Source organism: Nonomuraea sp. SYSU D8015 (assembly GCF_008065375.1).
GTDB lineage: Bacteria > Actinomycetota > Actinomycetes > Streptosporangiales > Streptosporangiaceae > Nonomuraea.
Genome location: NZ_VJYI01000004.1, coordinates 1 through 22270, shown reverse-complemented (window position 1 = coordinate 22270; position 22270 = coordinate 1). Strand labels below are relative to the sequence as shown.

16 protein-coding genes and 2 pseudogenes are annotated in these 22270 nt (G+C 71.4%); 10 read left to right on the top strand and 8 right to left on the bottom strand.

Features of this window, described 5'->3' with window-relative positions:
* Nucleotides 1-135: 135 nt before the first annotated feature.
* Nucleotides 136-2949 (bottom strand): AfsR/SARP family transcriptional regulator, encoded by a 2814-nt coding sequence (locus ID574_RS19325; RefSeq protein ID WP_188190342.1) that lies wholly within the window; start codon nt 2947-2949, stop codon nt 136-138.
* A 415-nt stretch (nt 2950-3364) separates the two neighbouring features.
* Between ID574_RS19325 and ID574_RS19320 the strand changes: the two are divergent.
* Nucleotides 3365-3553, top strand: a pseudogene (locus ID574_RS19320) (IS982 family transposase); the annotation flags it as partial.
* Between the two features lie 27 nt (nt 3554-3580).
* Here the strand turns inward: ID574_RS19320 and ID574_RS19315 are convergent.
* A complete protein-coding gene (locus ID574_RS19315; RefSeq protein ID WP_188190341.1) occupies nt 3581-4441 on the bottom strand; it encodes an aminoglycoside adenylyltransferase domain-containing protein in 861 nt (286 codons plus the stop codon).
* A gap of 524 nt (nt 4442-4965) precedes the next feature.
* Between ID574_RS19315 and ID574_RS19310 the strand changes: the two genes are divergently transcribed.
* From ID574_RS19310 to ID574_RS19300, 3 genes are all read left to right on the top strand, one after another.
* Complete coding sequence (locus ID574_RS19310; RefSeq protein WP_188190340.1) at nt 4966-5310, top strand: histone-like nucleoid-structuring protein Lsr2; 345 nt, start codon at nt 4966-4968, stop codon at nt 5308-5310.
* Between the two features lie 164 nt (nt 5311-5474).
* Nucleotides 5475-5942: a hypothetical protein gene (locus ID574_RS19305; RefSeq protein ID WP_188190339.1), complete on the top strand. Its 468-nt coding sequence runs from the start codon at nt 5475-5477 to the stop codon at nt 5940-5942.
* A gap of 11 nt (nt 5943-5953) precedes the next feature.
* A complete protein-coding gene (locus ID574_RS19300; RefSeq protein ID WP_188190338.1) occupies nt 5954-7486 on the top strand; it encodes a multicopper oxidase family protein in 1533 nt (510 codons plus the stop codon).
* A gap of 15 nt (nt 7487-7501) precedes the next feature.
* On the opposite strand, the gene ID574_RS61625 is transcribed toward ID574_RS19300, so the two are convergent.
* From ID574_RS61625 to ID574_RS19290, 3 genes are all read right to left on the bottom strand, one after another.
* Entirely contained in the window at nt 7502-7627 is a 126-nt protein-coding gene (locus tag ID574_RS61625; protein ID WP_262496021.1) for a hypothetical protein, read from the bottom strand.
* 99 nt (nt 7628-7726) lie between these two features.
* Nucleotides 7727-12070, bottom strand: a complete 4344-nt coding sequence (locus tag ID574_RS19295) for a cation-translocating P-type ATPase (RefSeq protein ID WP_188190337.1) — start codon at nt 12068-12070, stop codon at nt 7727-7729.
* A 27-nt stretch (nt 12071-12097) separates the two neighbouring features.
* Nucleotides 12098-12781: a hypothetical protein gene (locus tag ID574_RS19290; protein ID WP_188190336.1), complete on the bottom strand. Its 684-nt coding sequence runs from the start codon at nt 12779-12781 to the stop codon at nt 12098-12100.
* A gap of 232 nt (nt 12782-13013) precedes the next feature.
* Between ID574_RS19290 and ID574_RS19285 the strand changes: the two genes are divergently transcribed.
* Complete coding sequence (locus ID574_RS19285; protein ID WP_188190335.1) at nt 13014-14282, top strand: MFS transporter; 1269 nt, start codon at nt 13014-13016, stop codon at nt 14280-14282.
* A gap of 9 nt (nt 14283-14291) precedes the next feature.
* Here ID574_RS19285 and ID574_RS19280 read toward each other — a convergent pair whose 3' ends face one another.
* On the bottom strand, nt 14292-14945 hold the full coding sequence (locus ID574_RS19280; RefSeq protein ID WP_188190334.1) for a GNAT family N-acetyltransferase: 654 nt from the start codon (nt 14943-14945) through the stop codon (nt 14292-14294).
* 73 nt (nt 14946-15018) lie between these two features.
* Here ID574_RS19280 and ID574_RS19275 point away from each other — a divergent pair, with 73 nt between their 5' ends.
* Nucleotides 15019-15975, top strand: coding sequence for a helix-turn-helix transcriptional regulator (locus ID574_RS19275; protein ID WP_188190333.1), 957 nt, complete (start codon nt 15019-15021; stop codon nt 15973-15975).
* A gap of 33 nt (nt 15976-16008) precedes the next feature.
* Here ID574_RS19275 and argG read toward each other — a convergent pair whose 3' ends face one another.
* Nucleotides 16009-17472 carry an argininosuccinate synthase gene (gene argG, locus ID574_RS19270; RefSeq protein WP_188190332.1) on the bottom strand — a complete coding sequence of 488 codons (1464 nt, stop codon included), beginning with the start codon at nt 17470-17472 and terminating at the stop codon, nt 16009-16011.
* A 118-nt stretch (nt 17473-17590) separates the two neighbouring features.
* Between argG and ID574_RS19265 the strand changes: the two genes are divergently transcribed.
* From ID574_RS19265 to ID574_RS19255, 3 genes are read left to right on the top strand one after another with little or no spacing between them, the layout of a single operon-like run.
* The gene (locus ID574_RS19265) at nt 17591-18613 is read left to right on the top strand and encodes a GTP-binding protein (RefSeq protein WP_223166860.1); all 1023 of its coding nucleotides are present in this window, start codon (nt 17591-17593) and stop codon (nt 18611-18613) included.
* Complete coding sequence (gene rpsR / locus ID574_RS19260) at nt 18610-18837, top strand: 30S ribosomal protein S18 (protein WP_188190330.1); 228 nt, start codon at nt 18610-18612, stop codon at nt 18835-18837. Before ID574_RS19265 ends, rpsR begins: the two co-directional genes overlap by 4 nt.
* Entirely contained in the window at nt 18834-19553 is a 720-nt protein-coding gene (locus ID574_RS19255) for a class I SAM-dependent methyltransferase (RefSeq protein WP_188190329.1), read from the top strand. The genes rpsR and ID574_RS19255 overlap by 4 nt, the downstream gene beginning before the upstream one ends.
* Nucleotides 19554-19560: 7 nt before the next feature.
* Here ID574_RS19255 and ID574_RS19250 read toward each other — a convergent pair whose 3' ends face one another.
* Entirely contained in the window at nt 19561-21471 is a 1911-nt protein-coding gene (locus ID574_RS19250; protein ID WP_188190328.1) for an APC family permease, read from the bottom strand.
* A 165-nt stretch (nt 21472-21636) separates the two neighbouring features.
* On the opposite strand from ID574_RS19250, the pseudogene ID574_RS19245 reads away from it, so the two are divergent.
* Nucleotides 21637-22270: pseudogene (locus tag ID574_RS19245) on the top strand (hypothetical protein); the annotation flags it as partial.

The following is a 22270-nucleotide window of genomic DNA, read 5'->3' as shown; positions in this document are numbered from 1 at the left end:
ATGCCTGAAGACCCCTAGATATGTGTCTGGCAAGTACGCGCCAACCTTACTTACCTGACATGACCGACTACCAAGAGTCACCTCAGATAACGTAGGCGTTGGGGGTGACCGGCTGGTAGGCGACGTCCTTGCCGGTCAGAGCATGTTCTTGATCGGCTGGGGTGTTTCCGGCACGGCCTGGGCGAGGATCTCGCTCGCCTCCCCGGACGTGAGCATCCGGGCCTCGCGCAGGAGGCGGACGGACTCCTCCCACTGGTTCCGTGCTTCGCCGTTCCGTCCGAGGTCGTGCAGCGTGGTGCCGAGCCTCCAGCGGCACACGGCTTCCTTCAGGCGGTATCCCGATTCGCGGAGCAGTCGCACGGCTGTGGTGTAGCTTTCCATTGCCTCGGTCAGGCGGCCGGCGTGGCGGTAGGCGTCGCCCAGCGATTCGTGTGCTGAGCCCGCACCGGCGCGCGGGTCCATCTTCTGCCACAGCTCCACCAATCGGCGGGCTTCCGCGATCGCTTCGTCGAAGCGCCCCTGACGGTAGTAGACGTGCATCCGGTTGTTGCGGACCGCGGCCGCGGCCCCAGGGCGTCCGGCGTCGTTGTTGAGCTTCAACGCGGACTCGAAGTAGCCGAGTGCCTCGTCGAGACGGCCCTCGAGTGTATGGATGACGCCGAGGTTGTTGAACGCCCCGGCCTTGCGCCTGGGCAGGCCAGCGCGGTCCCAGTCGGTGAGAGCCGTCTTCAACTGCGCGATCCCGGCGTCGTGACGGCCCTGGTCCCGGTAGACCCAGCCGAGGAAGCTGCGGAGCTGGGCCTTGTCCTCCCATGCGCCGATGCGGTCGGCCACCTCGATGGCGTGCGCGTAGATGTCGGCCAGTTGGGTGTGCCAGCCCTGGTAGTAGGAAGGCCAGTGGAGGCCGATGGCCAGGCCGATGGCGGTCTCCGGGTCGGGGCCGGCCAGCGCCTGCTGCGCGGCGGCGAGCAGGTTGTCCCGCTCGTCCTGGGCCCATCGTCCCGCCTCGGCCGGGTCCTTGAAGGTGTTGTCGGGTAACTCGACGGGGCATCGCACTACGGGGTCGTTGTGGAACAGGGTGGTCGCCATCCAGGCGGTGGTCAGGTAGTGGTGGAGCGCGCGCCGTACGGCGGCGGTGCGTTCCTGCTCCGGCAGGTCCTGGTGTGCGCGTTCGCGGGCGTAGAGGCCGGCCAGGTCGTGGAACTGGTAGCGGTCGGGTCCGGCGGGTTCGAGGAGGCGGGCGTCCTGCAGGCGTTCCAGGGCGGCTTCGGCGCGGTGGTGGGGCCAGCCGGTCAGGGCGGCGGTGGCGGCGGGGGTGTGGGTGGGCAGGTCGAGCAGGCCGAGCAGGGGCAGCAGGTGGGCGGCGTCGTGGCCGGCGGGTTCTTCGCGGAGGTGGTGGTGGCTGACGGAGATGCTGGCGCGGACGGCCAGGTCGGCGTACTCGAGCACGTCCAGGCGGCGGGTGGCGTCGGCCAGGCGTTTGGCCAGGTCGGACAGGGTCCAGTCGGGGCGGGCGGCCAGGCGGGCGCCGACGATGCGCAGGGCGAGGGGGAAGCCGCCGCACAGGTGGACGATCCGCTCGGCCGCCTGGGGTTCGGCGCGGGCCCGGTCGGGTCCGGCCAGGCGGGCCAGCAGCGCGGCGGCGTCGGCGGCGTTCAGGGTGCCCAGGTGGAGGTGGGTAGCGTTGTCCAGGGTGGCCAGCGGGTCCCGGCTGGTGATCAGGACCCGGCAGCCGGGGCCGGCCGGGATGAGCGGGCGGACCTGGTGGACGTCGCGGGCGTTGTCCAGGATGATCAGCAGGTTGCAGGTCGCGGTCAGGGAGCGGTAGCGAGCGGCGGCCTCGCCCGGGTCGGCGGGAACGGCGGCACCGTCCAGGCCCAGGGAGCGCAGCAGGTGGCGCAAGGCCTGGGCTGGAGCCAGCGGGGCGAGGCCGGGGGTGGATCCGTGCAGGTTGAGGTAGATGACGCCGTCGGTGAACCGGGCGGCCAGGGCGTGGGCGACGTGGACGGCCAGGGCGGATTTGCCGATGCCGCCGGGTCCGTCGATCACGGTGACAGCGGGCCTGCCGGTGGGGCCGAGTGCGGTGCGCAGGCGGTCGATCTCGGCGACGCGGGCGGTGAAGGTGTGGGTGTCGGCGGGCAGCTCGGCCGGGATGTAAGGCTCACTGACCGTGACCTGCTGGGCCGGGGTGGTCAGGCCGAGGACGGGGTCCTTGACCAGGACGGCCTGGTGCAGGCGGCGTAGTTCGGCGCCGGGTTCGATGCCGAGTTCGGAGACCATGATCTTGCGGGTGTTCTGGTAGACGGCCAGCGCCTCGGACGGGCGGCCGGCGCGGTGCAGGGCGAGCATGAGCTGGGCGGCGGGGCGTTCGCGCAGGGGGTGGGCCCGCACGTGCGCGGCTAGCTCTGTGGCCACCGCGTGGTGGTCGCCCGCGGCGAGGCGGAGATCGGCGTGGTCTTCCAGGACGGTGAGGTGTTCCTCTTCCAGACGGGTGGCTTCGATCCGTGCCCAGGCATCGGTCAGCCCGGCCAGTGGTTCGCCTCGCCACAGCTCCAGGGCTGCGCGGAACAGGGCGTCCGCGGCGGCCCTGCCTCCTTGCGCCTGGGCGGTGCGGGCGCGTTTGGCCAGGCGGGTGAACAGGTGGGCGTCGATGTGGTCGGGTTCGAGCGCGAGCCGGTAACCGCCCTGCGTGGTCTGGATGATCTCTTCGGTGGTGTGAGGTCCGAGGGTTTCGCGGAGTTTGGAGATCACGATGTGGAGTTGTTTGGCCGCGGTCGCCGTGATGCTGTCTGCCCAGATGTCGGTGAGGATCCGCTCGGCGTGTACGGCCTGCCCGGCGTTCAGGGCGAGTCTGGCCAGCACGCCGATCCGTCGTTGCCCGGCGAGCCGGACCGGTTCGCCAGCGGCCAGGACCTGCCACGGGCCGAGGAATCTGATCTCCAGCGCCATGCGAAGCGTCTCCCCACGTTTACGGAGTCGGCAGTGTATCGAGATGATCCGGCTCGTTCGCGGCGATGAGGGACGGAATGCCGTCCTCGCGAAAATTTCGGCGTCCGAGTTCACATATGCATGTCTAGACGTGCTGACTTACACGTGACTTGCAGCTGACTCGCCACGTTGCCGATCACCGGGGACACTGGCTCTCCCGCCCCGGCGCGGAGGGACGTTCCAGTCGCCATGCGCTGCCCACGTGAAGGGCGGAGAGCACTCCTGCAGCTTGGCGTTAGTTGGGCAGTGGCGCCTTCCCGCAAGCCGTCGAACTGCGAAGTGGGTGGCCGGCCGTAGCCCGGGGAGTCCCGCGGGCCAACCTGAGTGGTCGTGCACCGGACTTCGGACATCCGTGCAGACGACTTCGAAAACCGACAGGCAGACCATCGAGTCGATCAACCAGACCTTCAAGGGCCAGCTCGACCTCGAGCGCCACGGCGGACGGACTACGGCTGCCGTCACCATCCGCGTGATCACCCGCATCCTGGCCCTGACTACTGCGATCTGGCATAACGACAAGACCGGCCAGCCCACCGCGCAATCCCTCACCGCCTACGATCACTGACCCCACCACACCCCTTGAATCAATCATCTAGTCGACGCCCCGGCCGTGCCGTCGATCCGCGCTCGCGATCACATCGAGGATGAACTCGCCCACCACGCGCGGCAGCCGGCGTGGATCGGTCACGGACGCGTCGAGACCGGGAGGCGCCGGCCGCCCGAGGCGGCGGGCCAGCGCCAGGCGGATCAACGGGCGCCAGCGTGCCTCGAAGGTGTCCAGCGCGTACGCCGCCGCGGCCTCCTTCGAGATCACCTCGCCTGTCACGATCGTGTGATGCAGCCGGGGCGGGGACAGCACGGCGGACATGGCCACCCGATGAGCCGGCAGCAGCGGCTTGCGCGGCGGTTCGTCCGACAGGGCCCTGCCCGCCCAGGTCGCCCAGTGCCCGTGCAGTTGCTGCAGGTTCCACTCCCGCAGCTGGTCCGGCTCCGGATCGAGGCCCAGTTCGTGCGGCGCCGGGCCGCGTACCGTGACGCCCTTTTCCAACAGGATCTTCCACACCACCGGATTGACCTCGAACCCCCGCCCCCTTTTGAAGGAGGGCCCGCTGTGTGAGGCGAGCGGGCGGATGCGCGTGACCGGCTTGCTCAGGTCGCCCGTCGCGACGAAGACCCCGTTGAGCGTGCCCGGGATGGCCGGGCGGGCCCGGACCAGGGCCTGCCAGGCCGCCGGCACGTTGCCGAGTTTGTGCAGGAGCGCCAGCCGGCGCATGTCCCGTTCGCCGAGGTCACCGTCCACCGCGGCGACGAAGTCGATATCGCTCCGCCCCGCCTGCCAGGCTCCCAGTGCGGTCGAGCCGACCACGTAGAAACCACGGACGCGCCCGGGCAGGAGCCGGTCGGCCACGGCGAGGTAGCGGGAAACGGCACGTGCCACTTCGTCGGGAAGCATGGGACAAAGGCTTCCACACACCGCCCGTGGACGAGGGCGGTCCAGGACTTTCACGACGCCGCGCAAGAGGCACAGCACTCGCCAAATCTGATACTTCTAGCAAAGATTGAATTCCACTTCAACAGGGCAGATCTCATCGCCATTGACTTCGCGATGGATAGGCGGGCGGCGGCAATCCCCGAGATCAGCATGGCCGCGAGTAACGGTGACAAGCGCTTTCCGCGCGGATCGCGGCACTCCACGGAGCCTGCGGCACGCGCCTCCTCCTGCGACGACGCCGTCGACCAGCGACAGTCCATGACTGGTGAGGAGGACAAAGCCGGCCTCGCGCCGGCCATGAGCGGAGAGCCGAACCATGAATGTCAAGCTCGCGAACCCCGAGAACTGCGACACATCCGTGACGGACTTCGCAGTGCGGGATCAGCGGCGAAGCCCAATTTCGAGGCCATGGACCCACCGGGCGGTGCATAATGTACTGAAGAACGATACAGAACCTGCGACGATAACGTAATTGGAGCACCATCATGGCGAAGCGCATCGTTGAATCCTTTGTCGATGACATCGACGGCAGCGACGCCGAGGGAACCACAACGTTCGCTCTCGACGGCACGACGTACGAGATCGACCTGTCGGGACCCAACAGGGAGAAGTTGGAGAAGGCCCTCGCGCCCTTCATCACCAAGGCTCGCGCGGTCCGCGCCCCCAGGGGCGGTCGTGGCCGGCGCGCGGCCGCCGCGGGCTCGGCGCGGGGCCTCAGCCGTGAGAAGTCCGCTGAGATCAGGAAGTGGGCCAGGGACCACGGGCTGCCGGTGAGTGAGCGTGGCCGCATCGCGGCGACCGTGGTGAAGCAGTACGAGGCGGCTCACTGAACGAACTCCCTTTCCTGGCCGGATCCGGCCGGCCGGGAAGTGAATTGCCGCGCGTCGCTTAGTCCGCTCCAAGTCGCTCACCATTCCTCCCCAAGTCGCCTTCCCTAGCGTGGCGCGCGATGGCAAAGGCCGCACGAGAACCGGCCTTCGAAGGGGAGGGCGCCATGAAAAACGTCTACAAGGTCCTGGCCTATCTGGTCATGATCGAGGTCGCCGTACAAGCCGCGATGGTGGTCTGGGCCGACGCCGGGTTCGGCAAATGGATCGCAGAGGGCGGGGTGGCCGACAAGACACTCGCCGAAAGCGGCGAAGCGCCGTTCCCGGAATTCCTCGGCCTCATGATTCACGGCATGAACGGGATGATCGTCATCCCCGTCATCGCGCTGCTGCTGCTGATTGCCTCGTTCTGGGCGAAGGTCCCCGGAGCCGTGAAGGCGGCCGGGCTGGTGCTCCTGCTCGTCGTCCTCCAGGTCACCCTCGGCATCGTCGGCCACTCCATTCCGATGGTGGGGGCCCTGCACGGCCTCAACGCGCTGCTGCTGTTCACCACGGCGCTGTACGCGGCACGTCGGGTCGCGGCCGCGAAGGCGGCGCCGGTCACGACGGCGGCTCAGCACGCGGTTCACGGCTGACGGCGGGTCCCATGCATCGCAATCGCCGGGGCGGCGGCCGCGTCCGGCTCGCCGTCGCGGGCGCCGCCACCATGGCCCTGATGGGGCCGCTGATCTGGCTCTGGCAGGACAGCCTCCTTCCGGAGGCGTACTCGGTCATGGACATGGGGTACGCGGACTACGGAGGCGGGCGGCGGCACAGTTCCTCAGAGCACGATGCGCACACGGGAGGGGGCGCATCGACGCACGGGGGGCATGGACGGGGAGCGGGAGCCGGGGGCGACGTCACGCAGCTGATCGCCGACGCGGACCGCCCGGCCGACGTCGAGGTGACCATGGTGGCCCGCAAGCAGCGGTTCCAGCTGGCCTCCGGCCGCGCTTTCGACGGCTACACGCTCAACGGCCGATCGCCCGGCCCGGTCATCAAGGCGGCCGAGGGGCAGCTCGTCCAGGTGCGGCTGGTCAACGAGTCGGTGCCCGGGGGCATCACGCTGCATTGGCACGGCGTCGACGTGCCGAACGGCGCGGACGGCGTCGCCGGCGTCACGCAGGACGCGGTGGGGATCGGCAAGGAGTTCACGTACCGGTTCGTCGCCGACCAGGCCGGCACCTTCTGGTACCACTCTCACCAGATGTCGCACGAGCAGGTCCGAGGGGGACTGCTCGGGGCACTGGTGGTCGAGCCCGCCCGGCGGGACGAGGTGACCGATGTCGTGGCGCTGGTGCACCTGTACAACGGGATCCGCACCGTCAACGGGCGCGAGGGCGACGTCCACGTCAAGGCGGCGCCCGGCTCACGGGCGCGCGTGCGGGTGATCAACACCGAGTACGGCGTCATGCCGGCGTGGGTGAGCGGTGCGCCGTACCGGCTCGCCGCCGTGGACGGCACGGAGATCAACGGCCCGGCTCCGGTGCGGGACGAGGCCGTGGGGGTGGCGGCCGGAGGGCGCGCCGACCTGGAGGTGACCATGCCCGAGGACGGCTCGCCGGTCCGCATCCACCTCGGCGGCCCTACCGGCGTCGTGCTGGGCTCGACCTCGTACGACGCGCCGTCGGTCCCCCGTCCGGCGGCCACGCTCGACCTGCTCGCCTACGGCGCGGCGGCACCGCTCGCCTTCGACCCGGGCAAGCCCGACCGGCGGTTCGAGTACGACATGGGCCGCCGCCCCGGCTTCCTCGACGGGGTCCCCGGAGTGTGGTGGACGATCAACGGCCACATGTATCCGGACGTGCCGATGTTCCACGTGGCCGAGGGCGACGTGGTGCGGATGCGCATCGTCAACAACAGCGGCGAGGGCCATCCGATGCACCTGCACGGCCACCACGCCGTGGTGCTGAGCCGCGACGGCGTGCCCGCCGCCGGCAGCCCTTGGTGGGTGGACTCACTCGAGGTCGGCGCGGACGAGTCGTACGAGATCGCCTTCGTCGCCGACAACCCGGGGGTGTGGATGGACCACTGCCACAACCTGCCCCACGCCTCGGAAGGGCTCACCGCCCACCTGATGTACGAGGGGGTCACCACTCCGTTCAGGGTGGGAGGCCCGGCCGGGAACGAGCCGGAGTGAAGGTGGCCGAGGCGCTCAGGCGAGCCGGAGACCGGCGGGCTGGAAGATCGACGCGGCGAGGCTCTGAACGAAGCGCATGATCAGCGCTTCCAGGAGCATGATGGCGGCTTTGGCCAGCAGCGAAGCCAGGAATTCGGACATCTCTACCTCATGGTCATAAACAGGGATTTAAGTCATAGTTAGGCACAAAGATGTATATATGGGTATGAGGAAGATGTCCAGACGGTGAACTGTCGATGACTATTCCCGTCGCGACCGTTCGATCATCGCCGCCAGCACAGCCGCCGCCACGGCGCAGCCCATGCCGATCCCCCAGCCGATCGGGCCGATCGGGCGGCAGCCGAACAGCTGGCTGAGGCCGGGCACCGAGACGATGACCCCCAGCGCGACCAGGGACGCCAGCGCGGCGAGCGCCACCGTGCGATCCCGCCCGCCCAGCACGAGCGTCTGCGTCAGCTGGGCCGCCACGAGACCGACGAGCCCCACCGTGTCCGCCCGGCCGCGGGTGCCGGTCATGCGCGCGAGCAGCCACGCGGCGCCCGCCGCCGCGGCCGTGGTGACGGCGCGCAGGTAGATGTCGCGGGTCAGCGCGGCGCCGAGCGAGGCCTCGGGTCCCTCGGCGAGCAGCCGCTCGGGGCTGGCCGCGCTGGGCGGCCGGATGGCCACCGCCATGGCGGGCAGCATGTCGGTGAGCAGGTTGACAAGCAGGAGCTGGCGGGCGTTCAGCGCGCTCCCGCCAGTGAGCAGGCTGGAGCCGAGCGTGAAGGCGATCTCGCCCAGGTTGCCGCCGAGCAGGATGCCCAGCGCGTCGCGTACCGAGGCCCACATGCCCCGGCCCTCCACGATCGCGTCGATGATCGTCTCGATGCGGTCGTCGAGCATGACGATGTCCGCGGCGGCCCTGGTGGCGGGGGCGGCGTGCGAGCCGAGGGAGACGCCCACGTCGGCGAGCCGGATCGCGGGCACGTCGTTGGCGCCGTCGCCGGTGACGGCCACGACCCTGCCCGCCTTGCGCAGGCTGGTGACGATCCGCGCCTTGTGCTCGGGCGTGACCCGGGCGAAGACCGACACCCCGGGCAACGCCTCGGTCAGGGCGTCATCGTCCAGTTCCTCGAGCTCGGGACCGGTCATCACCCGCAGGCCGTTCAACGCGCCGATCTCCGCCGCGATGGCCTCCGCCGTGCTGGGGTGATCGCCGGTGATCATGACGATCTGCACACCCGCCCGCATGAGCCGCTCGACGCTCTCCCGGGCGGTCGGGCGCACCGGATCGGCCAGGCCGAGGAAGCCGAGGAAACGCAGGTTCTGGATGCGGGACTCGTCGAGGTCGGCGCGGCTGGAGGCGGACCGCTCGGCGACCGCGAGCACGCGGTAGCCGCGCAGGGCGAGCCGGTCCACTTCCTGCTCCAGCTCCCGCCTGATGCGATCGTCCAGTGGCACGGTCTGCCCGTCCACGACGATGCTGGTGGAACGGGTGAGCACGATCTCGGGAGCGCCCTTGACGCTCAGCAGCTGTCCCGACTCGGATCGGCCGAGCACGGCGTGGTAGCCGCGGGCCGGCTCGAACGGCAGCTCGTCCACCCGCTGCCACGTCCGGAGCCCGTCTTTGGGGGTGACGCCGAGCTTCTCCGCGCCGTTCACGATCGCCCGGTCGGTGGGGTGCGGGATGGCGCGTCCGCCCTCGAACCGCGGCCCCGCGCGCAGCGCCGCGCCCACGATCGCCCGCAGGTCGGGCCCGGCCTCCTCGACCGCCTGCTCGACCCGGCCGTCCGAGACCCGGCGCAGGCTGATGTGGCCTTCCGTGAGAGTGCCGGTCTTGTCGAAGCACAGCACGTCTACCCGGCCCAGCGCCTCGATCGTGGACGGGTTGCGGACCAGCGTGTTGCGTGCGGACATCCGCTTGGCCGAGGCGAGCTCGGCCACGGTGGCGACGAACGGCAGCCCCTCCGGGACCGCCGCCACCATCATGCTCACCGCCGGGGCGAGCGCCTGGGACAGCGGTGCGCCGCGAACCAGCTCGACGACCAGCAGGACCAGGCCGGAGCCGAGCGCGGCCGGCAGGATCCGGCGGCTCAGCGCGCGCAGCCGCAGCTCCACCCCGCTCGGCGGCGGCTCCTGCCGGGCCAGCCTGGCGGTCCTGCCCGCCTCGGTCGCCTCGCCCGTGGCCACGACCACGGCGAGCCCGTGCCCGGCGGCGACGGTCGTCCCCTCGTACACCATCGAGGCGCGGTCCGCGACGGCCGGCGCCGCGGTCGGCGCGGCGGTCTTGGGCACCAGCTGCGACTCCCCGGTGAGGGTGGACTCGTCGATCTCGAGCCCGGCCGCCAGGATCAGCCTCCCGTCGGCCGGTACGGCGTCGCCCGCCCTGAGCTCGATCACGTCACCCGGCACGAGGTCGTCGGCATTGCCGGACAGGGGGCCGGAAGGACGGCGCAGGCGTACCCGGACGGCGGTGGTCTCGGTGAGGCGGTGCAGCACCCGGTCGGCGCCCGTCCGCTGGGCGCCGCCCAGCAGGCCGCCCACCACGGCCACGCCGGCGATCAGCACGGCGTCGAGCACCGAGCCGAACGCGGCCGACAGGCCCGCCCCCGTCGCCAGGACCGGGGTGAGCGGATTGGTGAGCTCGTCGACGGACGCGCCGACCAGTGTGCGCGGCCCGGTGACCGCGGGGCGGGCGGAGGCCGCTCTGCGGCGCCCGGCCTCCGCCTCGGTCAGCCCTTCGGGCGAGGTGCGAAGCCTGGCCAGGACGTCGCGGGAGGACATCGCGTGCCAGGGCGTGTAGTCGGCAGGCACGGGCGGGGCCTCCCGCCCCACGCTCCGGCCCGACCACTCCCCCACCACGAGAGCGACCACCGACGTGCAGTCGCGCGCCAGGAGAGCGCGCCGGACCGCGGTCGCGGCCGGGCCGAGGAGCGCGAGTCCGGTCCCGGCCACCGAACCTGCGGCCGCCACGCACACGCCTCGCACGCTCGCCTTCCTCGCCGCGGCCAGATAGCGCAGCAGCAGGTGGACGCCGTCCAGCTCACCGATCACGTCGGCGTCCCAAGGGACCGGCCGCACGCCGTCGAGCACGCCGACGCCCAGGTCGGCCTGGCGCAACCCGCGCCGCCCACGTCGCGACACCACGGCCACGCCGTGCCCCTCGGCCTGCAGCGCCCGCACCGAGGCGGCCAGCCCGGCCCCGCCCTCCACCATCCGCTCGACGCCCAGCCGCTGGGCGAGGCCGGCGTCCGCGCCGGCCAGGACCACCTGGCACGTCTCCTTCGGCGCCGCCACCACGGCCTCGGCCAGGGGATGCAGCTCGCGGGCCAGGCCCACCAACGCGAAAGGGACCCCCTCCCGCACGACCATGACAGGCCGGATGCCCTGATCGCGCCATTCCTCCGGCATGTCCTCCGGCGCATGGGGCGCTGCGCTCCACCCGTCGTGTTCCCGCCGGGCAGAGGGGTCGGTGAGGTCGAGGAGGGGGTACAGCCGGGCGTGCAGATCGTCCGCGTCCACGTCGGAGGCGAGCGGGACGACGCGGTCCACCGTCCACCTCCCGGTGGTGAGCACGGCGGCGTCCATGACGACGGTGTCGATGCGGTCCAGGCGCCGCAGGGCCTCGCGGTCGAGCACGATCGTGTCGCGGCCGGCCAGGCATCGGACGGCGGCGCTGGTGAAGGCGTCCCTGGCGAGGTTCGCGGCCTTGGGGATCCCGGAGACCAGGAGGGACAGGCCTCGCTGGTGGCTGCGGCCGATGACGGTGCCCAGCCCGAGGGCGGCCAGCGCCGCGGCGCTCGACGCGTCGGCGTACCGCTCCACGGGGCCGTTGGGCAGCGGGACGGGGCGCGTCGCGTTCCCGGTCCGGATGTGGCGGTACGCCCCCTCTTCGGCGGCGAACTGCTCCTCGCGCCGCTCCCACGCGCGGCGCCCGGCGTGCGCGTCGACGTACCTGACGGCCGCGGCCACGGAGTCGATCAGCAGCGACGCCGGCCGCATGGCCAGCGTCCCCATGACGATCCGGGTCGTCGCCAGCGCCGCGTCGACGACCGGCTTGCCGATGCGTTCGTCGAGCTCCCTGCGGGCCCGCGGCGAGTGCTCGACCAGCGCGAGGAGGTTGGGCACCGCCGGGGGCAGCTTCGGCAGGCGGGCCAGCAGACCGGCCGTGGCCACCGCGGTGCCGGCGAGATGCAGGCCGAGACTGACGGCGGCGCGGGCCTGCTGCTCCACGCCGTCGAGCACGCGGGCCGGGCCGGGCGATCGGTCGTCCTCGTCGACCTCGCCCTCCTCGTCGACCTCCTCGACGATGGCCACCAGCTTGTCGAGGCCGGCCTTCTCCAGGCCGGCCGTCGCCTCGTCGAAGCCCACGAACACGCAGCCGAGCGCCCCGTTCACCTCGGCGCGGGGGACGCCCACCGCGCGCAATCGCTCTTCGAGGACGCGAGCGCGTCGCTCGGTCCGCGGACCGCCGATGCTCCGCAGCTCGATGCGGGCCCCGCCCGGGCACGGCTGCACCCGGCGCGGGCGCGGGACCATGCTCCGCACCGGCTCGGGGAGCATGGTGAGGAGCGTGTCAGCGGAGAGCAGACCGAACAACGCCATATTGCCTCCCGTCTACGGCGTCGCGGTTCACCTGCTCTGCGTGGCGCTCTTCCGCCTGCTGGTGGTGCCCGTAGTGGTCTTACGCGTGGTGCTCGAAGCGGCCGTGCGCGCGCGAGTCGTGCCCGAAGCGGCCGTGCGCGTGCCGGTGGAACCCGCAGTGGTCTTGCGCGTGCCGGCGGCCCCCGAAGTGGCCCTGCGTCCGCTGGTGGTCTTCTCGCCTTCGCCGGCCGTTCGGGAGGTCGTGGCTGTCTTGCCTTCGCCGGCCGCACCGGAGGTCGCGGTGGTCCTGCGCCGCGTGGTCGTCGTGGTCGGGCGGCTCGGCTCAGGCGCCTGGGCCGGTGTGGCGGCCTGGCGTGGCCTGCCGGCCGCGGACGGCCCCTGCCGCCGTGCCCGCTGCGCGATCACCGTTCCCGCGCCGATGGCCGCCGCGACGGGCCATTCGACGACCCCGAACACCGCCAGCGCGCCGAGCGCCCCGTAGTAGGCGATCCGCTCGGGCGGCGGCATGAACGTCCGCGCGACGTCCATGTAGTGGCCGACTTCCTGCCTGCTGAGGTGCGGCATCCCGATGTGGGGCATCCTGATGTTCGGCAGGCTGACCTCGGGCCGGCGGACCTCGATGCTGACCATCGGCAGGTCCAGCGAGAGCCGCTTGGGCAGCTTTCCATCGGACGTGCCGGCGGTACGCCCTCGCGGCTGGGTGACGGCCATGATCAGTTCCCTCCCCCTGGATGAACAAGCCTTCCCTAACCCCTATCCGCCGCCCGCCGCCTTATTCCGGACGGGCGAGATTTGGTGAATTTTGCGCCCCGTATAGACATCGGCTCTCACCGTCCTCTCATCGGTCGGGGCGCACGATGGCCAGCAGCCCGGAACGTCGGCCGGGGCCGGCCGGCCGGGGAAACACAGCACCCCCGACGCCGGGCCGAAGGAGGTCCCCGCCATGGCATTGGCCCTCGTCGAACAGGCACGCGGGCTCGACCGCGACCAGCGCAACGCCTTCCTCGCCGCCTTCTTGGGCTGGACGATGGACGCGTTCGACTACTTCATCGTCGTCCTCGTCTACGCCGAGATCGGCAAGGAGTTCGGCGTATCGCTCACACAGATGGCCTTCCTCACCACGGTGACGCTCGCGATGCGCCCGCTCGGCGCGTTCGTGTTCGGCCGCTGGGCCGACGTCTCCGGGCGCAGGCGTCCCCTCATGGTCGACGTCGCCTTCTACTCCGTGGTGGGCTTCGCCTGCGCCTTCGCCCCCGACTACACCGTCCTGCTGGTGCTGCGGCTGCTCTACGGCATCGGCATGGGCGGCGAATGGGGACTCGGCGCCGCCCTGGCCATGGAGAAGATGCCCGCCGGCAAGCGCGGCTTCTTCTCCGGCGTGCTCCAGCAGGGCTACGCCGTCGGCTACCTGCTCGCCGCGATCGTCTACCTCGTCATCAACCCCATCTGGGGATGGCGCGGCATGTTCGCCTTCAGCATCCTCCCCGCCCTGGTGTCGTTCTTCATCCGCTCCCGCGTCCACGAGAGCGAAGCCTGGGAACGGACCCGCGAGCGGCTCTCCGGCAGCGGCACCAGCCTGCGCTCCGTCTTCCTCGACCCGCCGGTGCTGCGGCGCTTCCTCTACCTCGTCCTGCTCATGACCGCGTTCAACTGGATGAGCCACGGCACCCAGGACATCTACCCGACCTTCCTCAAGGACGGCAAAGGCTTCACCGGCGCCGAAGCCATCACCGTCGCCGTCATCTACAACATCGGCGCCATCCTCGGCGGCACCCTTCTCGGCGGGCTGTCGGAGCGGTTCGGCCGCCGGCGCACGATCATCACCGCCGTGCTCGTCGGCCTGCCGATCGTCCCGCTGTTCGCCTTCGCGCCCACCCTCGGCACGCTCGCGCTCGGCGCGTTCCTCATGCAGTTCATCGTCCAGGGCGCCTGGGGCGTCATCCCCGCTCACCTGACCGAGCTGAGCCCGGACGAGATCCGCGGCTTCTTCCCCGGGGTCACCTACCAGCTCGGCAACCTCCTGGCGGCCTTCAACCTGCCCATCCAGCAGGCGCTCGCCCACTCCCACGGGTACCCGTTCGCGCTGGCGGCCACCGTGATCCCGGTGCTGCTCGTGGTCGCCGCCCTCACGGCGCTCGGCCACGAGGCCCGCGGCGTCCCCTTCGGCACCGGCCGGACGGCGGCGGCTCCCGTCCCGGCCTCACCGGCCTGACCGCCGGGTTCACGTCCGTCCCCCTGACTCGTGCTCCCGGCCGAAGTCGATCCGCATGACCACCCGCCGCACGGTGGGCCGGCTCACCTCCTCGAACCCCGCCTCCTCGAAGACCTGGCGGGCCCCCACGTGCACCTCGCCCCAGGTGATCTCCTTGCCCGGCTGGGTGATCATGGGGTACGCCTCGATCGCCCGGGCGCCACGCTCGCGGGCGAAGCCGATCGTGGCCTGGGCGAGGGGGTAGGTGAGGCCGCGGCCCCGGTACTCCTTCCGGACCACGAAGCAGGTCACGGCCCAGATGCCGGTGTCGTCCTCGTCCTCGTCACGGCCGAGCCACGGGACGCGGGAGGTGCGCAGCTTGGGGTACGCCGTGCGCGGCTCGACGGCGACCCAGCCCGCCGGATCGCCGTCGACGTAGGCCACCAGCCCGCTGGTGGCCGTGGCGTCCGGGTCGCCGCAGGCGGCCTGCGCCCGAAGCATCGCGGTCCGCCCCTCCTGCGTGGAGTCCCGCCAGATCCAGCCGATCACCTTGAACCGCTGGCACATGCAGCGGCCCGCGTCCCTGGTGCCGAAGATCGCGACGAGGTCCTCCCAGGACGCCTCGTTGGCCGGGACGACGGTCACGTCGTCCTCCGGGATCGGCGCCTTCCCGCCCGCCGTCATGCGGTGTCCTCGGTCATGTGCGGCATGCTAGGTTCCGTTCCGGACGTTCTGCTTCCGGATCAGGGATTGTTGTGTGAAGCCCGACGCGAGCCCCACGGCACGGGCGCTGCTGGCCCTCGAGCTCATCCAGGCAGGCCCCGGCATCACGGCGGACCGGCTCGCCGGCAAGCTCGGCGTCTCCGAGCGGGCCGCCCGGCGATACGTCGGGATCCTCCGCGAGGCCGGCATCCCGGTCGAGTCCGTCCGCGGCCCCTACGGCGGCTACCGCCTCGGCCGCGGCCTGCGGCTCCCGCCCCTGATGTTCAGCGCCGACGAGGCGCTCGGCCTGGTCATGGCCGTGCTCGACGGCCACCATGACGCGGGCGATCCCACCGATCCGGTCGGCAGCGCGCTCGGCAAGATCATGCGGGCGCTCCCCGAGCCGGTGGCCGCCCAGGCCGAGGCCGTCCGCCGGGCCACGGCGCCCGCCCCCGACCGCGCCGCCGCCCGCCCCGACCCCGGCACCACCACCGCCCTGGTGCGGGCCTGCTCCGACCACCGGCGGGTGCGGTTCGGCTACCGCTCAGAGGCCGGGCCGGAGCGGGTCGTCGAGGCCGACCCGTGGGCGGTCGTCGTCCGCCACGGCCGGTGGTATCTGCTGTGCTGGTCCCACGGCTCGGACGCCCGGCGGGCGTACCGGGTCGACCGGGTTCGCGGGGTGGAGGTGCTCGACGGCGTCTTCGACCCGCCCGCCGGCCTCGATCCGGTCGCCGAGCTCGAGGCGCATCTCGCCGTGGGCTGGGACTACGAGGTGGAGGTCGTCATCGAAGCCCCAGCCGACGCCGTGGCGCGGTGCCTGCCCCGCGCCCTCGGCCGGCTGGAGCCGCTCGACGCCGGGACCAGCCGCCTGGTCGGCAGCACCGGCAACCCGGTGTGGTACGCCGAGCAACTCGCGGTGATCCCGGCGGCGTACCGGATCGTCGGGTGCGCCGAGCTCCGGGAGGCCGCGAGGGTCCTCGGGGAGCGGATGCTGGCGGCGGCCCGCCCCTGACGGCGGCGGGCCGATTGCGTCGTGGCCGGTGGGTCAGTCGGTGCCGGACTCGATCGCGGCGTGGTCGAGCAGCTCGTCGTCGCCGGGGACGTCGAGGCCGACCTCACCGCGGGAGGCGATGGCCTCGGCCCCGCCCTCGGGCATCGCGCCGATCAGTCCCGTAGAAGCGGCTTGCGCGGCGCCGATCATCGTCGGGTGCCCGGCGCCGCCCACCATGCCGAGGCGGGCGTACTGCTCCAGCTTGGCGCGGGAGTCGGCGATGTCGAGGTTGCGCATGGTCAGCTGGCCGATGCGGTCGACCGGCCCGAAGGCGGAGTCTTCGGTCCGCTCCATGGAGAGCTTGTCCGGGTGGTAGCTGAACGCCGGGCCCGAAGTGTCCAGGATGGAGTAGTCCTCGCCGCGTCGCAGCCGCAGGGTCACCTGGCCGGTGACCGCGGTGCCGACCCAGCGCTGCAGCGACTCGCGCAGCATCAGCGCCTGCGGGTCCAGCCAGCGGCCCTCGTACAGCAGCCGGCCCAGCCGCCGGCCCTCGTTGTGGTAGCTGGCCAGGGTGTCCTCGTTGTGGATCGCGTTGACCAGGCGCTCGTACGCCGCGTGCAGCAGCGCCATGCCGGGCGCCTCGTAGATGCCCCGGCTCTTGGCCTCGATGACGCGGTTCTCGATCTGGTCGGACATGCCCATGCCGTGCCGGCCGCCGATGGCGTTGGCCTCCAGCACCAGGTCGACGGGAGAGGCGAACTCCTTGCCGTTGATGGTCACGGGGCGGCCCTGCTCGAAGCCGATCGTGACGTCCTCGGCGGCGATCTCGACCTCGGGGTCCCAGAACCGCACGCCCATGATCGGCTCGACGATCTCGATGCCCGTGTCGAGGTGCTCGAGCGACTTGGCCTCGTGGGTCGCGCCCCAGATGTTCGCGTCCGTGGAGTAGGCCTTCTCCGTGCTGTCGCGGTAGGGGAGGTCGCGGGCGAGCAGCCACTCGGACATCTCCTTGCGGCCGCCGAGCTCGTGGACGAAGTCGGCGTCCAGCCACGGCTTGTAGATCCGCAGCGACGGGTTGGCGAGCAGGCCGTAGCGGTAGAACCGCTCGATGTCGTTGCCCTTGAAGGTGGAGCCGTCACCCCAGATCTGCACGCCGTCGTCGAGCATCGCGCGCACCAGGAGCGTGCCCGTGACGGCACGCCCGAGCGGGGTGGTGTTGAAGTAGGTGCGGCCGCCGGAGCGGATGTGGAAAGCCCCGCAGGCCAGGGCGGCGAGCCCTTCCTCCACGAGGGCCGCGCGGCAGTCGACCAGCCGGGCGACCTCCGCGCCGTAGGCCGTGGCGCGGCCGGGCACCGACGCGATGTCGGGCTCGTCGTACTGGCCGACGTCGGCGGTGTAGGTGCAGGGGACCGCACCCTTCTCGCGCATCCACGCGACCGCGACCGAGGTGTCGAGGCCGCCGGAGAAGGCGATCCCGACACGTTCACCGACAGGCAGGGAGGTGAGGACCTTAGACACGAGTAGAAGTATATACACAGCAATGCATGGTCATGCAAGCCTGCCTGCGGGCGACGAGGGGTTGACGGCATATGCCATGATATCGACAACGATTTTCATTTCGTCGCCAGGAGGCTCGGTGCCCATACCCGTCGCCTTGGTCGCGGGCCTGCACGGCAGCGCCCGGGCCGCAGCAGTCGATCGGCTGCTGCGCCGTCACCCCGAAGCCGTCGCGATCCACCACGACCTGCGGGTCCCCGCTGCGGGGCTCCTCCCCGAGCTCCTGCGCCGCTCCGCCACCGCGTCCCTGCTGATCGTCGACCTGTGGGACGCGGCCGAGCCGCGCCCGGTGGCCGAGGCGCTGGCCCGGCCGGAGGCGGCCGGGCGGCTGCGCCTGGCCTGCGTGCACACCGCGCTGGACGCCGAGCGCATGCCCGTGGACATCCGGAGGCGTGAGCGCCTCAGCCGGACCGGGACCGGCCGGCGGTACCGGGCCGAGGTGCTGGCCCGCCAGATCGAGTACGCCACCAGCCTGTCCCTGCACGGCGGCGGCGCCGAGGACGCCGAGCTCGCGGCCGCCGTCCTTGGCCATCTCGCCCCGCACACGCCGATCACCACCGGTCCCGAGATCACCGGCTCCGCACTGTGCGTCCACGAGCTCGCCGAACGCGTCGATCCGGCCACCGCCCAGCTCCCCGCCGACGCGCAGACCGGCGACATCACCACCGTCGTCTGGCGCCGGCTGCGCCCGCTCCACCCCGGCCGCCTGTTCGGCGCCTTGGACGAGCTGGCCGCCACCACGGTCCGCTCGCGCGGCCGGTTCTGGCTGGCCAACCGGCACGAGCGCATGTTGTCCTGGGACGCCGTCGCCGGCACGGTCTCCATAGAGGACGCCGGGCCATGGCTGGCCGCGCTGCCCGAGGCCGCGTGGGACCTGACCTCCCCGGCCCGCCGCGCGGCCGCCGCGCTCGACTGGAACCCGATCGTCGGCGACCGCGTCCAGCATCTCGTCTTCACCGGGCCCGACCTCGACCGCGACCGCATCGTGGCGCTGCTCGACTCGTGCCTCATCGACCAGGGCGACGCCCTGCCCGGCGCCGCCGAGTGGGCCCGCCACGACGACCCGTTCGCCTCCGTACTGGATCTCAAGGAGAGTGCGTGAAACCCCGTCACACCCCCAGGAAGAAGGCCAACCCGCTGATCGGGATCGGCTACATCGACTACAAGGACACCGGCCTGCTGCGGAAGTTCATCTCCGACCGCGGCAAGATCCGCAGCCGCCGGGTGACCGGCGTGACCGTCCAGCAGCAGCGGCAGATCGCCCGCGCCATCAAGAACGCCAGAGAGATGGCCCTGCTGCCCTATTCGTCCCGCGAGGCCAGATGATCCCGGATCAGTACGAGCGGTCCGCCGAGTTCGTGGACGTGATGCTCGCACCCCACTGGACGGTCCTGGGACCCGCGGTTGCCGAGGCGCTCCGCGGAGCCCCCGGGCCGGTCGTGGACGTCGGAGCCGGGGGCGGGCACGGCACGCGGGCGATCGCCCAGGCCCTGCCCGAGGCGGAGATCTTCGCCGTGGAGCCGTCGCCCGGCCTGCGCGCGGTCCTGATGGCCCGGGTGAACGAGAGCCCGCAGCTGCGCGAGCGGGTGACCGTGCTGCCCAGCGGCCTGTTGGAGGCCACGTTGCCGCGCGGCCTCGGCGCGATGGTCGCGATGAACGTCATCGGCCATTTCGACCCCGCCGGACGCCGGGCGATCTGGGAGTTGCTGGCCGGAAGGCTCCTTCCCGGCGGCAGGGCCGTACTCAACCTGCAGCCCCCGGCCGAACCCGTGACCGTGCCGCGGACGCGCTTCTCCGACCTGCGCATCGGACGGCGTCGTTACGAGGGGTGGGGCCGCGCCGAGCCCGCCGGTCCCGACCTCGTCACCTGGCACATGACCTACCGGGTCGTCCAGGACGGGGAGCCGCCTGAGGAGGTGGAGGTCGACTACGCCTGGTGGGTGCTCGGCGCGGACCGGCTCAAGGCCGAGCTCGCCGACCACGGCCTCCAGGCCGCCCCCACCGGCCCCGCCGAGCTCGGGCTGTGGCTCGTCACCACCTGACGGGTCGTCAGCCGACGTGGACGTGGGGCCGGCGTTCCAGGTCCGGCTCGGCCTGCCGCAGCACCTCGCGGGTCAGCGGCGGCACGTCGCCGCCGCCGAACACCAGATATCGCAGCATCGCCACGACCGGGTTGCCCTCGGTCCAGTGGAAGTAGATGTGCGGCACAGATCCGGTGCGGTCCCGCAGGTAGAGCAGGAGGGCGGCCAGCGAGTTCGGCACCGCCGAGCTCTCGATGGTCAGGATCTTGTGCCCGTACCGCTCCTCGCCCTTGACGTGCAGCTCGGTCTCGAACTCCGAGGCGTCCGGCACCGACACCTCCACGAACAGCACCGGCTCGACACTGCGCAGCCGATGGTTGAGCCAGGTCTCGCGCAGCTTGTCGTTGTACTCGGCCTGGTCCCGGGTGTTCGGCTCGTTGGCGATCACGTGGATGTCGCCGCACGCGTCGTTGACGAACTCTTCGGCCAGCGGGTCGAGGTGGACGGCGGTGACGCGCAGCTCGGTCGAGCGGGTGGCCCGGGAGATCAGCGAGGTGACGACGACGGCCGCGATGAAGAAGGAGGCGATCTTCACCCCGTCCGGCCGCTCGATCACGTTGTCCACCAGCGTGTAGGCCAGCACCGCCGAGATCACGGCGAACCCGGCGGTCGCCGCGTGCTGGCGTTTCCTTCTGGCCGAGAGCGTCACGGCGACCGCGGCCGAGAGCATGAGCACCAGCACGCCGGTGGCGTACGCGCCGCCCTGGGCGTCCACGTCGGCGTCGAAAATGATCGTGATGGCGAACGCGATCGCCGAGAACACCATCACCAGCGGCCGCACCGCCCCCGTCCACTCCGGCGCCATGCCGTAGCGGGGCAGGTACCGCGGCACCAGGTTGATCAGCCCGGCCATCGCCGAGGCTCCGGCGAACCACAGGATCGCGATCGTGGAGACGTCATAGGCGGTGCCGAACCAGTCCCCCAGGTAGCCGTGGGCCAGGTAGGCCAGCGCCCGCCCGTTCGCCTTGCCGCCCTCCTCGAACTCGGCGTGCGGGATGAGCACGGTGGTGACGAAGCTGGAGAAGATCAAGAACACGCTCATGATCAGCGCCGCGGTGGTGAGCAGCCGCCGGGTGCCCTTGATCCGCTCCGGGATGTCGCCCTTGACCACCGGCATCACCGCCACGCCGGTCTCGAACCCGGACATGCCCAGTGCCAGCTTCGGCATGACCAGCAGCGACAGCCCGATCATGGCCAGCGGGCTGGAGAAGTCCAGGCTCAGCGCCCGCTGCCAGTCCACCACCACCTGCGGCGCCTCCAGCACGTGCACGATCGAGACCGCCACCACGACCGCGTTCAAGGCCAGGTAGACGAAGACCAGCAGCACGGCGATGCCGATGGCCTCGGTGAAGCCCAGCAGGAACACCCCGCCCAGCGCCGCCAGCAGCACCAGCGTGACCAGCACCCGCTGCCCGGCCAGGGCCTCGGGCCAGAACGGGTTCTCCAGGATGTGCGCGGTCGCGTCCGCCGCCGACAGCGTCATCGTGATCACGAAGTCGGTGGCCGCGAAGCCCAGCAGCGCCAGCACGAACAGCTTGCCCCACCACTGCGGGGCGAGCTTCTCCAGCATCGCGATCGAGCCCTGGCCGTACGGGCTCTCGACGGCGACCCTGCGGTAGACCGGCAGCGCGCCCAGCAGCGTCAACGCGACCAGGAACAGCGTGGCCAGCGGGGAGAGCAGCCCGGCCGCCAGAGCGGCGATGCCGGGCTGGTAGCCCAGCGTGGAGAAGTAGTCCACGCCGGTCAGGCACATCACCCGCCACCACGGATGCTTGACGTGGGGACCGTGCTCGATCTGCCGGCGGTCGGTCTGCAGTCCCTGCAGCATCCAGGAACGCAGTGTCCCTTCCGTGGCGGCCGGCCGTTTCGCCAGCACCATAACGGTCACCCTTCATCAAAAGCACGTAAACCGCACCGCACTCTATCTATGGGAAAAGGGTGATAATCGCGATCAAGGCGTCAAAAAAACGTATAAATCGGTACGCCTCATGCGCGAAACCAAAACGCGGTAACACCTCGCGCCCTGCCGGACATGATGTAAATCATGATCTTAGACAAGGCGCTCCTCGCCGTTCTCACGGCAGGAGCCATCGGCGCCGCGCCGACACCGGCGGCACAGGCACAGCCACCCTCTGAGCCGGCGAACAGCGTCACCCTGATCACCGGTGACCGCGTCCTGATCACCGGCCGCGGGCATCGCGTGCAGCCCGCACCCGGCAGGCAGGTGGACTTCGCGAGCCAGGTACGCGGAGGGCACCTGCACGTCATCCCTTCGGACGCCATGCCGCTGATCGCCCAGGGCGTCCTGGACCGGCGGCTGTTCGACGTCACCCAGCTGCTGGCCTGGCGCTACGGCGACGCCCACCGGCCCGACATCCCCGTGATCTCGCAGGGGGTCGCCGGCCTCCGGAGCACCCGGCAGCTGTCCACGCTGGGAATGAGCGCGGCACGCGTGCCCAAGGCCGACGCCGCCAGGACGTGGAAGGAGCTGACCGGCGCCCGCACCCTGGTGGCCGGCCGGGCCAAGCTGTGGCTGGACGGCCGCAAGTCCTTCACGCTGGCCGAGAGCGTCAAGCAGATCGGCGCTCCGCAGGCGTGGCAGCAGGGCCTGACGGGCAAGGACGTCACCGTCGCGGTCCTCGACTCCGGCTACGACCCCGGCCATCCGGACCTGAAGG